This is a genomic window from Flavobacterium sp. Sd200, from assembly GCF_009826935.1.
GTDB lineage: Bacteria > Bacteroidota > Bacteroidia > Flavobacteriales > Flavobacteriaceae > Flavobacterium.
On the sequence record NZ_WUMN01000001.1, the window covers coordinates 48,280 to 64,512 of the forward strand.

The following is a 16,233-nucleotide window of genomic DNA, read 5'->3' on the forward strand; positions in this document are numbered from 1 at the left end:
ACATTTTTTCAGATTTGAACTGAAAAAATGTCAAGTTTTGTGGACAGGAAGGTTTATTTATAATTTCGTATATACTCTTACAATAAGAGCATATTTTAATATGGTTGGTGTAAGCGTTAACCACTTCGAAGAGCGAATTATTAGCCTGTCGAATGATAATTTTAGAAAGGAAACGATTATTTTTTGGACTATGTAACATACCCATTCATTGTTACTAAAATCTGCGAACAATGTATTTTCCATAAGCTTACCGGGATTTTTGTCTGCAAGGGTCTTAATACTTTCATATCCTTCACCAAATAATGTAGGGAATACAAAAATTAACATCCCTAAAAGTATAGATCCAATGAACGCTTTTTTATAAGCGCCCAATTGCAGGCCTGCAAAGAAATGCTCTGTCTTTAAAAACTTCCTGGAATAATATACCGATATCAGCGACGTAAATAAGCCTAACAGTAAGTAGAACGGAATGTTATGGTAATCGAATGTTTCCTTTTGCCGAAACGATAGAAGGATATCTTCATTAAGTACGATTGACTATACCAATGTGCCTGTTGCAGCAGCAATCATAATAGGCGTAAAAGCCGAAATCGTTACGTCCACCAGCAGCACTTCTACTGCAAACAATACCCCTGCAATCGGGGCATTAAAAGCCGCGGCTATTCCTGCTGCAACACCACAGCCTAACAGCAGGGTACGTTCTTTATAGCTGAGCCTGAATTGCCGCGCAAAATTTGACCCGAAAGCCGCCCCTGTAACCACTATCGGGCTTTCAAGGCCAGCCGAGCCTCCTAAACCAACGGTAAGCGAGCTGGTAAGGATTTGGGCATACATTTGCTTTTTAGGTACTAAACTGGCTTTCCTGGCTACTACATAAAGTATTTGTGAAGTCCCTTTCTCAATAGTACCACCCAACAGCCTTTTTACAACCAGTACCGTAAGCAGTATGCCTATTATAGGCAAAATACTATTGATAAAACTCAGTTTCAGTATGCCGTTTATATATGTTGCAAAGGAATATACCAAATGCGCAAAAGACTTGAGTAGTATTACTGCTAAAGCAGCGGTAATGCCCACAAGCACGCTCGATAAAAATATAAACTGTTTTGGAGACAGTTGTTTTTTGCCTATAATCATTAAGGCTTCAAGTTACAGTAGTTTCTTCTTAAACATTTTAATTATAAGTATCTGTGATTTTATTGTATTACACCTCCTAAAGCTTTGTACAACTGTACCTGTGCCCTTGCATTTGAGAGCTGTATATCCACATAATCGAGTTCCGCTTGTAGCTTGTTTTTCTGGGCGCTTATTATTTCGAGATAATTGGCATAACCGCTAAGATACAATTCATTGGCTACATCTACAGCTACTTCAAGGTGCTCAATTTCGTTGTTTTTGAAGTCAAGAACTTCTTCAAAAGCCGATGTACGGTACAGTAACGCGCTCAATTCATTAAAGGCAGTAGTGACCGAGTTTTGGTAATGGTAAAACGCTATCTGCTGCTGTTTTGTAGCCACGAGGAACTGCTGTTTTATCCGCCCTTTATTAAAAACCGGAGCTGTAATGCCTCCCAGAAGCTGCCAGGCCAATGAACCAGCATCAAACAAAGTAGGCAATGAAAAAGAGTTTACACCTGCATAACCGCCTAATGTGAGCTTCGGGAAAAATGCGGCGCGTGCCGATTTTGCATCGGCGTGTGTGGCAGAAAATTCAAAATAGGCTTCTCTTACATCGGGCCTTTTGTGGATAATGGTATCTACATTTACCTGCTGGTTCAGCACCTCTAAATGTCCCGATAAAAAGTCTGCACTTCGGTCCAATGTCCCCCCGTATTCACCTAAGAGAGTCAGTAGTGCTTTTTCTGTCTGGTTTATGTTAAGGTCTATTTGCCTGGCTTGGGCAAGTATGTTGCTATTCTGGGCTTCAAACTGTTGTACTGCAAGCTCCGTAGCCTTACCAACCGAACGTTGTGCGGAAACGATGTCAAGTGCATGCTGTTGGGTTTCCAGGTTTTGCTTATAGATAACGGCTTGCTTATCCAGTGCAATAAGCTTAAAATATAGATTGGCTACATCCGTCAGCAGTTTCGCCTGCAACAATTTCATCCCCGCTTCAGATGCCAAGTAGCGCTGCAAAGCGGCGCGTTTTTTATTACTGAGCCTTCCCCATAGATCGGCTTCCCACGATACCCTTCCGCCAAGAAAATAGTTTGGGGTTACATCAGTAGCAATCCGCTGGCTGGGTGAAATATTCTGCGAAAAGTTAGTATCGTAGTTCCCTACACCCTCCATGGTATATTTACCATAATGGCTACCTGATGCATCGGCAACAATATCAAGCGAGGGTAACAATGCCATTTTTGCTACTTTTAGGTGCGAATTGGCTATCAGTATACGTTCCTGCATAACCAGGTAGTCCGGGTTCTCGCTTAGCGCCTTTTGTAATAACGCCTCTAATTTAGGGTCTTTGAAATAGCCGGTAACCGTAACCGGTATATAATCCGGTTTATCCGCTACCTCATCAAAACGTGGTATATCCAGTTTTTCAGGCAAAGGTTTTACTTCCTGCTGTTGAGCAATTTTAGGTACAGAACAACCTGTAAATAATGCTATTAGCAGTATTAATGGGAAGTATTTAACAGTATATATATAGGGTGATTTTGTCATGGTTATTTTTTAAAGGTATTTTCCAATTTTGCAAAAACAATGTAAAGTCCGGGTATGATAATCAGCCCGAAGACAGTACCGATGAACATACCCCCGGCAGCCGCAGTACCGATAGAACGGTTACCTACAGCTCCGGCTCCCGATGCAATACAAAGCGGTATAAGCCCTGCAATAAAAGCAAAAGAAGTCATAAGTATAGGCCTGAAGCGCAGCTTAGCCCCTTCAATAGCCGATTCGGCTATACCAAAACCTTCTTTAGCACGGGCAATGGCAAATTCTACAATTAGTATGGCATTTTTTGCCAACAGGCCAATGAGCATTACCAGTGCCACCTGTGCATAAATATTATTATCGAGGCCTACAGCAATCAGGGCCAGGTATGAACCAAATATACCTACCGGAAGGCACAATAATACAGGGAATGGCAGGAGCAGGCTTTCATACTGGGCAGCCAGCAAGAGGTATACGAACAATACACACAAGCCAAAAATATAGGTAGTCTGGTTGCCCGAAAGGATTTCCTCACGTGTCATTCCGCTCCATTCCACACTAAAACCCCTTGGCAGTTTTTCTGCAGCGATACGCTCTACTGTGGCAATGGCATCGGCGTTACTAAAGCCTTCGGCAGGTTCACCGTTTATCATGGCCGATGTGTACATGTTATAGCGCGTAAGCACTTCGGGGCCATACACCCTTTCAAGGCTAATGAATGTAGAAAAAGGCACCATTTCTCCCTTGTCATTTTTTACATACATATCTAAAATGCTTTCCGGTGCGCTCCTGAACTGCGGGCTGGCCTGTACCATTACCTTATACATTTGTGAGAAACGGATAAAATTAGTCGCGTAATATGACCCCAGCATGGTTTGCAGTGTAGACATGGCATTGTCTACCGATACCCCTTTTTTAGCCGCCATATCATAATCAATATGGATAAGGTATTGTGGAAAGGTGGCATCAAAGCTGGTAAAGCTTTTTTCTATTTTAGGGGAAGCGCTTAGCTCGCGGATAAAGTTTTTGGTAACCAGGTCGGTATTTTCAATACTGCCTCCTGATTTATCAAGCAGCCTGAGTTCAAAACCACTGGCATTACCAAAACCCGGAACGGTAGGCGGTGCGAAAACTTCTATCTGCGCATCGGTTATGCTGCCTGTTTTATCATTAAGCTGCTGTATTAAATCAGTAACCGATATACTGCGCTCACTCCAGTCTTTAAGGTTTATCATGGCCATGCCGTAAGACGCTCCGGCTATCTCGGTTACTATACTATAGCCCGCCAGGGTGGTTACATTATCTACTCCCTGTATTTGCTGCGCTATGGCAGTAACCTCATCAAGCACCTTTTCGGTACGCTCTACCGTGGCGCCCTGCGGTGTGGTAACACTTACATACACCATGCCCTGGTCTTCCGCCGGTATAAAGCCCGACGGCAAAACCGAACCTACCCCCCAGGTAAGCAAACAAAATACTACAAGCAAGCCTATGGTTACTACAGTCCGTGTGGCAAATTTTGTTAGTAATGATGTGTATTCGTTGATAATGCGGTCGAACCCGTTATTAAACCCATTAAAAAAACGGCTTATTAACGATGTTTTCTTTGCATCAGGGTTATGTGGTTTTAATATTATAGCACAAAGAGCCGGTGTTAGTGTAAGCGCGTTAATACCCGATATTACAATGCTGATAGCAAGCGTTAAGGAAAACTGCCTGTAAAACACCCCAACCGGCCCGCTAAGGAATGCTACCGGTACAAATACCGCTGCCATAACTATTGTAATGGCCACAACGGCACCGGCTATTTCTTTCATGGCACTAATGGTTGCAGGTAACGGAGCCATGTGTTCTTCCGATATTTTTACGTGCACGGCTTCTACCACCACAATAGCGTTATCTACCACAATACCTATAGAAAGCACCAGTGCGAATAGCGTAAGCAGGTTGATACTAAAGCCAAGCATAGCCATAAAGGTAAAAGAACCTATAAGCGCTACCGGAACGGCAAGTACGGGTATGAGTGTGGAACGCCAGTCCTGTAAAAACAGGAATACCACAAAGCCTACAAGCAGGAAGGCTTCTACAAGTGTGTGCAGCACCTCATCTATAGAAGCATCAAGGAAGCGCGAAACATCATACGCTATATTGTAATCCATACCCGGAGGGAATGATGTTTGCTTCAGTTCGGCCATTTTAGATTTTATACTGGCAATAACGTCTGAGGCATTAGAACCCGGACGTTGTTTTATCATTATAGAGGCCGAAGGCTTACCGTCTGTTTTAGAAACCATGCCGTAGCTCATGGCACCAAACTCAATGTTAGAAATGTCTTTCAGTTTTAGTATAGTCCCATCGGCATTGGCCTTTATTGGTATCTCCTTATATTGTTCGGGCTCAAAAAACTTACCGCCGTATTTAATTACATACTGCAGTTCGTTGTTCATTTGCCCGGAACTTTCGCCCACTTTACCGGGCGCTGCCGATATGTTTTGTTTTTGTAGTGAGGTTATAACTTCATTAGCCGAAATACTATAGGCATGCATTTTTTGCGGGTCGAGCCATACCCGCATAGAGTATTCTTTCTGACCCATAATTTCAGCACGTCCCACACCGTCTATACGCTTTAGTTCCTGAAGTACATTTATATCGGTAAAATTGTAAATAAACTGCTCGTCCTGTATTTTATCTGTGCTGGTAACATTAAGGTACATCAACATGCTGTTTACCTCTTTTTCGGTGGTAACACCGGCACGTATAACTTCTTCGGGTAATTCATCCAGTATAGTGGTAACACGGTTTTGCACGTTAACAGCTGCAAGGTCAGGGTCGGTACCCACTTCAAAAAATACCTGTATCAGGGTAAGCCCGTCGTTACTGGTTACGGTAGACATATACGTCATACCCGGTACGCCGTTTATAGCCCTTTCAAGTGGCAGGGCAACGGCGTTAGCCGATACTTCGGCATTAGCGCCGGTATATTTTGCTGTTACTGTTACCGATGGCGGCACAATATCGGGGAACTGTGTTATGGGTAGCCCGGCTAATGCCAGTACGCCAAGGAGTACCAGTATTACCGAGATAACCAAAGACAATATCTTTCGTTTGATAAATAGTTCTATCATGTTGTTTTCTCTTTCTTCAGGTTGTGTAAATGGATAATTTTAAGATGCTTTTCGGGTGGCTGCGTCTTTGACGTTTACCTTATCGCCATCGCGAAGCGACTGCGTGCCTTCCTGTACAATACGGTCATTGGCTTTAAGGCCTTTGTCTACAATGTAAATACCGTCCAGCGTACCACCTATGGTAATGTTGGCCATCTTTACCGTATTGTCTTTGTTCAGAAGAAAAACAAATTGCTTATCCTGTATAGAGAAAACAGATTTTTGAGGAATTAATATAACATTCTTACGGGGTTCGGATATGATAAGTTTCCCCGAGGTACCATGTTTTATAAAGCCGTTGGGGTTACTAAACTTTGCTTTGTATTGTATAGAACCGGTCTGTCGGTCGATATCGCCATCGGCAGTACGCATTTCTCCTTTTTTCTCATACAGCATACCATTGGGCAGTATCAGCTGTATGTCGCGCTGCCTTGCTAGGCTGTTTTCCTTCATCATCTGGAAATAGATATTTTCAGGGATGGAAAAGTAAGCGTACACATCATCAAGCTGTGAAACATTGGTTAGCAATGCACCGTTTTCTATCAGGCTCCCTTCTTTGTAGGGTAAGCGGTCAATAATGCCGTCAAAAGGAGCTGTAATATTGGTAAAGCTTACCTGCTGGCTTATGGCTTTTCGCTCTGCTTCTGCCTGTGCAAGTTTTGCTGCGGCTGCATCATGCCTGGCTTTGGCAAGTTCAACTTCCTTATCAGCAATAACTTTTTTGTCAAACAGGGTTTGTGCCTGTTCCAGTTCTACTATTGCAATACGTTTATTAGCCAGCATGTTTTTGTATACCGCATCGGCTTTAAGCAACTGAATTTGCAGTTCAACATCGCTAATCTTAAAAAGAGGCTGCCCTTTTTTTACCTTTTGGCCTTCGCTCACTAAGACTTTCTCAAGCAGGCCGGAAACGCGGGCGTGTATTTCTACATTATTTCGCGCGTGTATATCGGCTACAAAGCGGTTAGATACTATGGTATCTTTTTGTATTACATTATAAACGGGTACTGTTTTAACTTCAGCTTTTTTTCTCTTTGCCTTATCCCCGCACGAAAGTAGCATAAACAGGGATAAAACACATATCAGGTGTTTTTTAATGAGGTTCATATAGTAGGTAATGACTGTAACCGCATAGTGTTGCGGTACAGAATTATAGTAAGTGAGAATGATTCGGTATTTGAGTTAAATAATCACCTAAAAACCTAACCGGTTATTAACAGGAAGGGTTATTAGATTTAACAACGCTATTGATTATTTACAAAAATCTCCTAACTCAAAACAACTGGTAAAGGTGAAGATGCGTATGGCGTGCAATATGATAAAGCACCGTAAGCCCATAGTTGCGGGTATCATGGTACTGCCTTACTAATATAAACTCGCTTTTATAGATATTTGGCTGTGCTGTTGTTTCTAACTGCGTTGCCTTTTTTTTCATTTCGACTTTACGAAATGATTTTATCTTTTGGTTCTTTTTAGATTTAAGAAATGAGAAACCGGAACTATTTTTTAAGGGAACAATACGTAAAACACTTGACGTAGGTTTTACAAAACGTTCGGGAGAGGCCTTTTTAAATATAGATACAGGCTTACCTGCAGATATCCCCGTAAAGGAAAGCAACAGCCCTAATATCAAATAAAAAAACCTTAAACCTCTCATTAGTAGTTTCTGTTATAAATAGATTTGAATGTTAGATAATAGTGGAATTTCCAAATATACAATATTGTCAAGCCTGAAATGAAACATTTTAACAAAAAACAACTTTTTAAAAACGAAAATGGCTGGTATCTGGAATGAGTAAAAATCATTTTAAAGCTGTGTACTTTGTTACATTTATGATTTATTTAGCCTAATGTCCTGAAGTTTTTGCGTAAATTGTAATCAATCACCAAATATTATACTATATATTATACTATGCTATTTAAAAAACTTTTCCCGCTACTAATCGTCTTTATCTTATTCTCCTGTGATAATAAAAAGGAACAAGAACTTATAAACCGGGAAAAGGCACTTTTGGAGCGTGAAAAGCAATTTTCAGATAAAGAGGCTGATTACCAGTCTCTTTTAAAAATAAGGGATAGCCTTTCAAGCATTACGGCAGTTAAAGATACTCTCGTAAAAAGTATTACTTGGCCGGACAGTCTTCAGGTATTCTGGAACAGTAAAATGGTTTGCAGGGAATCAAACTGCAATAATTATGTAATTGGCGACCAGCGCAATGAAGTGTGGCAATTTATATCTGATTCCACCGGAACGTATGCCAACGTCATCAACAATAACAAACTCATCCGTGTGTTTAAAGGACAATATGTGGACAACAAAATTATACTTGATTTTGCAACTGACAGTACAGCGAAAAGTAATATGAAGGTGAATATAGTGTTGGATGACCTAAAGAAAAATGTCATTAAAGGCATACAAACTATTAGCAGCCAAAACAACTGTAAAGCTACTTTTTCTGTTGAACTTACTCCATCCCCTAAAAAATAATTTATGCTGCTTAGTATACACCACGTCACTTTTCCAATTGAGGATCCACTACTCAAATTCTTAATAGAGCTTATCATCATACTCTGCATCCCCCTTTTGCTCAATAAGATTAAAGTGCCACATTTGCTTGGGCTTATTATTGCCGGGGCTGTAATCGGCCCCAACGGCTTCAATGTGCTTTCAAGAGACAGCAGTGTAGTGGTTACCGGTACCACAGGATTGTTGTATATCATGTTCCTTGCAGGCCTGGAAATTGATATGGGGGACTTCAAGAAGAATAAATGGAAGAGCTTAACGTTTTCAATCTATACTTTTGCTGCGCCATTCGTATTGGGCTTTTTGGGCGGCTACTACATCTTGCATTTTTCTATTTTAACCTCTGTGTTGTTTGCCAGCTTGTTCTCATCCCATACACTCATCGTATATCCTATGGTAAGCAGTTTAGGTATAGCTAAAAACCTTTCGGTTAATATAACCGTGGGTGGCACTATGATTACCGATGTATTGTCGTTATTAGTTTTAGCCGTTGTGGTAGGAATGTCCCAAGGCGAAGTAGGTACTTCTTTTTGGGTACAGCTTTCAGCCTCTATGGCGGTGTTCACGTTGATTGTACTTCTGGTCTTCCCGATTATTGCACGCTGGTTCTTTAAAAATGTGGAGGACAAAATATCGCAGTATATTTTTGTTATAGTCATGATTTATATGGCAGCACTGCTGGCAGAGCTTGCCGGTATTGAAGCAATCATTGGGGCATTCTTTGCCGGGCTGGCACTTAACAGGCTTATCCCGCATACTTCTTCCCTTATGAATCGCGTGGAGTTTGTAGGTAATGCCATTTTTATCCCCTTTTTCCTGATAAGTGTTGGGATGCTGATTGATTTTAATGCATTTATACAAAGTTGGGAAACCCTGGGTGTTGCGGGCATAATGCTTGTGGCATCAATTGGGGGTAAGTATCTTGCTGCGATGCTAACCAAAAAAACTTTCCGACTGACAAACGATGAAGGGCAGCTGATTTTCGGGATGAGTGCCGCATCGGCAGCAGCCACACTGGCATCAGTGATGGTTGGGTATAATATCATCATATCGGAGAATGAAGCAGGGGAGCCCATCAGGTTGCTGAACGAGCATGTGTTGAATGGCAGCATTCTTCTAATACTTATATCCTGTACGGTTTCTTCATTTGTAGCTATGGCCAGCGCCCAACGTATCGCTGAAGCAGATAAGGACAATACGGTATCCGGAAAAAGCGAGGAAAAAGAAAAAATCCTACTGGCTATAAACCACACTACTACAGTTGAAAAATTAGTGAACTTGGGACTATTGGTTAAGACAATCACTAATAAAGACCGCCTTTTCGGTATTAACGTAATTAATGAAGAAGCCAATGAATCCTCTGCAAAAAATGCCGAAAAGATATTGGGCGCGGCCGTAAATATGGCCTCGGCCGCTGACGTAAAGCTAAATGCCATTACCCGCCATGATAATGATGTGGTCAGTGGCATTAACAATGTAATTAAAGAACAGGGCATTACCGACCTTATCATTGGGCTTGAGGATGAAAAAGGTTTTTCTACTGCTTTTACCGACAACCTCTATAACGGATATTTACGCAATAAAAATGCTAATGTAATTGTATATCACGCCGTGCAGCCGGTATCAACCATTAAAAAATACATAGTGCTTGTTCCTGCCAATGCCGAAAAAGATGCTGGTTTCTTCCACGCAATGCTCCGAATATGGAATATAGGGCGAAATTCAGGTGCTTCCATGATTTTTTATGGAAGTAGCAGTACCCTGGATATTTTAAAGCGCATTATAAAAAAGGCAAATATTGAAGCTAAATTCAACGCCGTTACAACATGGCAACAGGCTCAAGAAGCAGCTTATAATTTGGGAGATAATGAAGGTTTGATCGTAATGATGGCAGACAGGGGCATGTACTCTTATTTCCCACAGATGCGCGCAGTCCCCGAATTGCTGAATCAAAAATTAAATGGCCATAATTATATGCTTATTTACCCATTCTCCAAAACTTATAAAACTATAACAGAAAAAAGAGCTGTTAGTAATCATCATGATTTTGCCGAAATAGGAAAAGTTATTGGAAAGATATTTAAATAACCAAAGCCATTGTCTTCCAGTGGCTTTGGTTGACTTTGTGTGGAGTGTCAGGGATCACAGTCGAACACCTTGCTCCAATTTTGACGTTTTTTGAAACTTTAAAATAAGTATAAATATGAACTCAATTACTCCATTGTCTTCCAATGACGTTGTTTGTCATCTATAAAGTGTTTGTATTACAATTGAACATTTAGTCCCAATTTTAAAGTCGATATAATTATAAAGTAAATCGCTTTATTCTTCCTCCCCACTATTCATAGCCTTCATAAGTAATGAATAGGCATTTTTAACTACAAGTTTAGATGAAACAGTAATTGTTTCCGACTCAAATTGTTTAAAGCCATCCTGTAAAATACCCGTTTTTACTGCTATCATGGTGTAGCTACCGTTACCCTTGTCCTCAAAAACATAGCTTTTGCCTTGCCAGTCTACAATGGCTTCTTGCGGTAAGGCCAATTGCTTTTTATTTTTTATGTGAATATTGGCGTTTACAAATAATCCCGGAATAAATACAACATCATAGCGGTAAAGTTTTGCAGTTACAACCGCTGCACGATCGGCATTCAGGCTATGGTTTATAAACTGAATTTTGGCAGTGTATTTCTTCTCCGGGTTATCGTTGCTGTATACGTCAAGCTGCTGTCCGGTTTTAAGATATTGCACGTCTTTCTCAAAAGCATTAAAAGTCAGCATCACATCATTCATATCAGTCAGCTCAAAAAGCATCTCTGTTGGCGCTACATACTTACCTACATTCACATTGACCTTAGAGACTAATCCGCTTACAGGAGATAAGATACTTATTGATTTACTTATATTGGCTGAAGTCAGCCTGCTAACATTTACACCCAATAGTTCAAGCTTTTGCTTTAAGGAAGCTGTGGCAATACGCTGGGTTTCACGCTCGGCGCTAATTTGCTCAAAAAGCTTATCGCTGCTGGCCTTTTTGGCATTCAGTTCCTTTTGGCGTGTGTACTCCATTTCTGCCACATTAAACAGCTCTTTAGCTGTAAGATAGTCTTGCTGTAGTTGAATGTACTGCATGTCTTCAATTATTGCTAAAACCTGTCCTTTCTGAACATGCATGCCGGGTTGAACATTCGTTTTTCGGATATATCCGCCTAAAGGAAAGGTTACATTTACCAAACTTTGCGGAGGTACAGTAACCTCTCCCTGCAACTGCACGGTACCGCTCAGTTCCTTTTCTTCTGGAGAACCAACAACTATTCCGGCATTCTTTGCCTGCTCTGGGGTTAGGGTTACAATATTGGGAGCCGAGGCTTGTGTTGTTTCTGCTTTAGTTTCCGTTTCTTCTTTTTTACCACACGATACCAAAGCCAGTATCGCAGCGGTTACTATTATATACTTTTTCATTTGTTACAGGTTTGTAAGGGTTTGCAGTGCTATCACTGCTTTGTTATAATTATTTACGGTGTCCAGGTATTCATTTTTTATGGTAATGGCCTGGTTTACCACCACTACCCATTGCAGGTAGTCTATATCACCATTGCCCAATTGGTCGTTTGCCGCATTGATAATGGTTTGCGCATTGGCAAGCCCCTCGTTTTCATAATAACTAAGGCTGGCATTATACTTTTCTACTTCTTTAACCGCATTGACCAATTGTGCAAACAGTTCTGTTTTTACGGCTGAAGCCTGTGCCTCATAATTTTGATACTCGGCTTTGGCAGCTTTATTTTTTGCCGACTGGCTCCCAAAAAATAGTGGTATGCTAATACCTGCCGTTATGTAACTGAAGCGGTTACCTGTGCCGTAGTAAGTATCCTGTCCGGCGGCATTGGTTTGGAAACCGGTTATGCTCAGGTTATTGTACCCCAGGTTAAAATCAGGCAACATACGGGCACGCTCGGTTTTCCAACGCCATTTTGCGGCTTCGGTTTCGTGTTGCCAAAGTTTTGATAAGGGGAAATCATCAGCGGATTGCATTTCTGAAAGCGGGCTAAAATCAATCTTTATGCTGTCAGTCTGTGGAACATAGCTTACACTGTCCTGCAACACAGCGTTAAACGAGCGGAGTGTAATATCAACATCCTGCTGTATCATATTCAGCTGGTTGGTATAGTATTGCCGTGCCGACTGCGAGGCACTTTTCTCTAACACATTGGTTTCGCCAACCTTAAAACGGAGTTGCGATTTATCTTCCATCAGGCGGTAAATACTATCTGCATACTTTAGTAATTCTCGTTTATTATTCAGCCATTGCAACTCATAATACAGCGTGCGCACACTGGCCTTAATCTGCTGTTGCGTGAGTTGGGTTTGTGCCTTAGCGGCCTCAACTCCGGCCATAAGGGCTTTCTTTTGCCTCGTGTACACCGTTGGGAAATTAAACGACTGGCTTATGCCAAAACGCGTGTCGTTCATGCGGCTGTTAAACTGCCCGTAATCAGCATCAATCACAGTTTTAGGCAAGTCATACGCTGACCTGGTCAGGTAGTTTTTAGATTGCTCGTTGTATTTTGCAGCGCTAACACGTTTGTTGTTTTTAAGGGCAATATCTATGGATTGCTGTAACGAGACTTTTTCAGGTTGCTGCGCAAACATACCGTTTATGCTAAAGATCAACAGTACTATGGTAGCAATATTACCCAAATTCTTCTTTTTCATTTTTCTTTTAAGGGGTTTGATGTGATAGCTCATAAGGTAAATGGCAGGCAGCACAAATAGCGTAAGCAATGTCGCTGTAACCAACCCACCAATAACCACAGTAGCTAAGGGACGCTGCACCTCGGCTCCTGCACCGTTGCTCAGTGCCATAGGTAAAAAGCCAAGCGATGCCACAGCAGCTGTCATCAGTACTGGGCGCAGCCTGTTTTTAGTACCGGTTAGGATAATTTGTAGCGGGTCGGTTTGTTCGCCATATTTCTGTATGCGGTTAAATTCTGATATCAGTACAATACCGTTAAGTACCGCTACGCCAAAGAGCGCAATAAAGCCAACTCCGGCTGAAATACTAAAAGGCATATCACGGAGGAACAACCCAAACACCCCTCCAATAGCCGATAGTGGTATGGCTGTAAAGATGATAATACCCTCTTTAAACGATCGGAACGCGAAATAAAGTAATGCGAATATCATGAGTAGCGCGGCAGGTACGGCAATACCTAGGCGGCTTTTTGCCTGCTGCAGGTTTTCAAAAGCACCGCCATAAGTAATATAATACCCCGGGTCGAATTTAATTTCGGCGTTTACTTTTTGCTGTAGCTCGTTCACAATGCTTTGTACATCGCGTCCACGCACGTTAAAACCAACAATGATACGCCTTTTGGCATCTTCACGCTGTATTTGGTTAGGACCTTCAATTTCCTTTACTGAAGCCACCTGGTACAACGGTATCTGCGCACCCGAAGGTGTTGCTACAAGTAAGTTGCGCACATCATCAATACCTTGCCTGCTATTGTTTTCTACACGCACCACAAGGTCGAACCGTTTTTCTCCTTCATAGATATTACCTGCTACTGCACCGGCAAAAGCGGCATTAACCGTACGGTTAATATCCTGCACGTACAGGCCGTATTTAGCCATTTCTGCCCAGTTGTAGTCAATAACAATCTGTGGCATACCGATAACTTTTTCTACATACAGGTCGGCTGTCCCTTTAACCGTGCGGCTTATGGTACCAAGTTTTTCAGAATATTCCGCCAGCTTATCAAGGTCTTCGCCATATATTTTACATACTACATCCTGTTTGGCACCGGTCATTAGTTCGTTAAAACGCATTTGTACCGGATACTGGAAACCCGTACTTACTCCCGGCGCAACATTCTGTACTGTCTTGGACATTTTTTCTGCCAGTTCGGGGAATGACGATGCGCTTGTCCATTCTGATTTGTCTTTCAGTACAATAATCATATCGCCACCTTCAATAGGCATGGGGTCGGTTGGGATTTCAGCACTACCTATACGCGATACCACTTTTTTAACCTCGGGATATTGCTTTTTCAGTTCCTTCGATATTTTAGTTATCGTTTCAGCTGTGGTAGTAAGGTTTGTACCTAACAACAGGCGGGTTTCTACGGCAAAATCACCTTCTTCAAGCTGAGGGATGAATTCGCCGCCCATTTGCATAAACAGAAACACTGCAATGGCAAATAAGGCAACTGCAATACCTACAAGGGCTTTACGAATTTTTAGCGCCTTATTTAATGCACTTTCATACCAGCCTTCCAACTTAGCCATTACACGGTCGGAAATATTAGACTTATGGCTTATCTTTTTACTGATGAACAGCGCGCTCACCATGGGTACATACGTCAGTGAAAGGATAAATGCCCCAAGTATAGCAAAGGCAACGGTTTGTGCCATAGGCTTAAACATTTTACCTTCAATACCCGAAAGCGAGAGTATGGGCAGGTATACGATAAGGATAATGATTTGCCCGAAAACAGCCGCATTCATCATCCAGGCAGCCGATCTGGACACCTCTTTATCCATTTCGTCCTGCGAAATAGTATTGATGCTCTTATATTTTTCGGACGAATGCAGGTGATGCAGAATGGCTTCCACAATAATCACCGCTCCGTCTACAATAAGGCCAAAGTCAAGCGCACCAAGGCTCATAAGGTTACCGCTTACGCCAAAGGTGTTCATCATGATAATGGCAAACAGCATGGCCAGTGGTATTACCGATGCCACTATAAAACCCGCCCTGAAATTCCCCAGAAACATAACCAATACCAATACTACGATGATGGCACCCTCCAGCAGGTTGTGCTCTACGGTGCCTATAGCATTATCTACCATCTTGGTACGGTCAAGGAACGGTTCTATCTTTAAGCCTTCCGGTAGAATTTTCTCTATCTCAGCGACTTTGGTTTTTACATTGCCTATAACGTTGTTGGCATTCTCGCCCTTAAGCATCATTACGATACCGCCTACGGCTTCGCCCATATCATCAGTAGTTAAAACTCCATAGCGTATTGCCGATGAATACTTTACCTCGGCAATGTTCTTAACCAGAACCGGCGTACCGGCCTGTGTGGTTTTTATAACAATGTTCTCTACATCTTCAATACTACGGGCAAGGCCTTCGCTGCGTATATACGACACTGTTGGTCCTTTCTCAATATAAGCACCACCCGTGTTCTGGTTGCTTCGATTCAGGGCCGTAAATACATCGCTTATAGTAAGGTTCTGCGCTTTAAGCCTTGCCGGGTTTACCGCCACCTCATACTGCTTGAGTTTTCCACCAAATGTGGAAACATCGGCAATGCCCGGGGTGCCTAAAAGCTGTCGGCGTATGGTCCAGTCCTGTATGGTGCGCAGCTCTTCGAGGGAATATTTGTTTTCATATCCCGGTTGCGGTTTTAATACATACTGGTAAATTTCGCCTAGGCCGGTAGTAACGGGTGCCATTTCCGGCAGGTTGGCATTTTCATTAATGTCTACTTTTTGAAGGCGCTCGGCCACTTGCTGGCGCGCCCAATACACATCAGTATCATCATCGAAGACTATAGACACTACCGACAGCCCGAAGCGTGAAATACTACGGCTTTCTTTTAGTTGGGGGATGTTGCTTACAGCCTGCTCTATAGGGAAGGTTATAAGGCGTTCTACATCTTCCGCACCCAGCGATGGCGCAGTGGTTATTATCTGTACCTGATTGTTAGTGATGTCAGGCACGGCATCAATTGGCAAGCGGCTTACTTCATACACGCCATAGACTATCCACAGCAGTGTAAAAATGCCTATTGCCAGTTTATTCTTTACTGAAAACTGGATTATCTTATTAAGCATATCTTCTTTTTTGGAATTAAAAATGCAATACATCAAGCTGCAA

The 16,233-nt window shown here is 42.1% G+C and carries 8 protein-coding genes and 1 pseudogene; 2 read left to right on the plus strand and 7 right to left on the minus strand.

Going from position 1 to position 16,233, the window contains the following annotated elements:
• Positions 1–159 precede the first annotated feature (159 nt).
• From GR160_RS00220 to GR160_RS00240, 5 genes and pseudogenes are all read right to left on the minus strand, one after another.
• Positions 160–1,137, minus strand: a pseudogene (locus GR160_RS00220) (chloride channel protein); the annotation flags it as partial.
• Between the two features lie 59 nt (positions 1,138–1,196).
• On the minus strand, positions 1,197–2,666 hold the full coding sequence (locus tag GR160_RS00225; RefSeq protein WP_116787910.1) for a TolC family protein: 1,470 nt from the start codon (positions 2,664–2,666) through the stop codon (positions 1,197–1,199).
• A 2-nt stretch (positions 2,667–2,668) separates the two neighbouring features.
• Positions 2,669–5,782, minus strand: coding sequence for an efflux RND transporter permease subunit (locus GR160_RS00230; RefSeq protein WP_116787911.1), 3,114 nt, complete (start codon positions 5,780–5,782; stop codon positions 2,669–2,671).
• A gap of 39 nt (positions 5,783–5,821) precedes the next feature.
• Positions 5,822–6,928 (minus strand): efflux RND transporter periplasmic adaptor subunit, encoded by a 1,107-nt coding sequence (locus tag GR160_RS00235; protein WP_116787912.1) that lies wholly within the window; start codon positions 6,926–6,928, stop codon positions 5,822–5,824.
• Positions 6,929–7,094: 166 nt separating this feature from the next.
• A complete protein-coding gene (locus GR160_RS00240; RefSeq protein ID WP_116787913.1) occupies positions 7,095–7,478 on the minus strand; it encodes a hypothetical protein in 384 nt (127 codons plus the stop codon).
• Between the two features lie 255 nt (positions 7,479–7,733).
• On the opposite strand from GR160_RS00240, the gene GR160_RS00245 reads away from it, so the two are divergent.
• Both GR160_RS00245 and GR160_RS00250 read left to right on the plus strand, forming a co-directional pair.
• Positions 7,734–8,309, plus strand: coding sequence for a hypothetical protein (locus GR160_RS00245; protein WP_116787914.1), 576 nt, complete (start codon positions 7,734–7,736; stop codon positions 8,307–8,309).
• A gap of 3 nt (positions 8,310–8,312) precedes the next feature.
• On the plus strand, positions 8,313–10,433 hold the full coding sequence (locus tag GR160_RS00250) for a cation:proton antiporter (RefSeq protein ID WP_160747835.1): 2,121 nt from the start codon (positions 8,313–8,315) through the stop codon (positions 10,431–10,433).
• Between the two features lie 234 nt (positions 10,434–10,667).
• Here GR160_RS00250 and GR160_RS00255 read toward each other — a convergent pair whose 3' ends face one another.
• Both GR160_RS00255 and GR160_RS00260 read right to left on the minus strand, forming a co-directional pair.
• Positions 10,668–11,807, minus strand: a complete 1,140-nt coding sequence (locus GR160_RS00255) for an efflux RND transporter periplasmic adaptor subunit (RefSeq protein WP_116787916.1) — start codon at positions 11,805–11,807, stop codon at positions 10,668–10,670.
• A 3-nt stretch (positions 11,808–11,810) separates the two neighbouring features.
• Positions 11,811–16,190 (minus strand): CusA/CzcA family heavy metal efflux RND transporter, encoded by a 4,380-nt coding sequence (locus GR160_RS00260; protein WP_160747836.1) that lies wholly within the window; start codon positions 16,188–16,190, stop codon positions 11,811–11,813.
• Between the last annotated feature and the right edge of the window lie 43 nt (positions 16,191–16,233).

Excerpts from the sequence above, each read along its gene's own strand:
- GR160_RS00225 (WP_116787910.1), bottom strand. The coding sequence starts at position 2,666 with ATGACAAAATCACCCTATATATATACTGTTAAATACTTCCCATTAATA.
- GR160_RS00230 (WP_116787911.1), bottom strand. The coding sequence starts at position 5,782 with ATGATAGAACTATTTATCAAACGAAAGATATTGTCTTTGGTTATCTCG.
- GR160_RS00235 (WP_116787912.1), bottom strand. The coding sequence starts at position 6,928 with ATGAACCTCATTAAAAAACACCTGATATGTGTTTTATCCCTGTTTATG.
- GR160_RS00240 (WP_116787913.1), bottom strand. The coding sequence starts at position 7,478 with ATGAGAGGTTTAAGGTTTTTTTATTTGATATTAGGGCTGTTGCTTTCC.
- GR160_RS00245 (WP_116787914.1), top strand. The coding sequence starts at position 7,734 with ATGCTATTTAAAAAACTTTTCCCGCTACTAATCGTCTTTATCTTATTC.
- GR160_RS00250 (WP_160747835.1), top strand. The coding sequence starts at position 8,313 with ATGCTGCTTAGTATACACCACGTCACTTTTCCAATTGAGGATCCACTA.
- GR160_RS00255 (WP_116787916.1), bottom strand. The coding sequence starts at position 11,807 with ATGAAAAAGTATATAATAGTAACCGCTGCGATACTGGCTTTGGTATCG.
- GR160_RS00260 (WP_160747836.1), bottom strand. The coding sequence starts at position 16,190 with ATGCTTAATAAGATAATCCAGTTTTCAGTAAAGAATAAACTGGCAATA.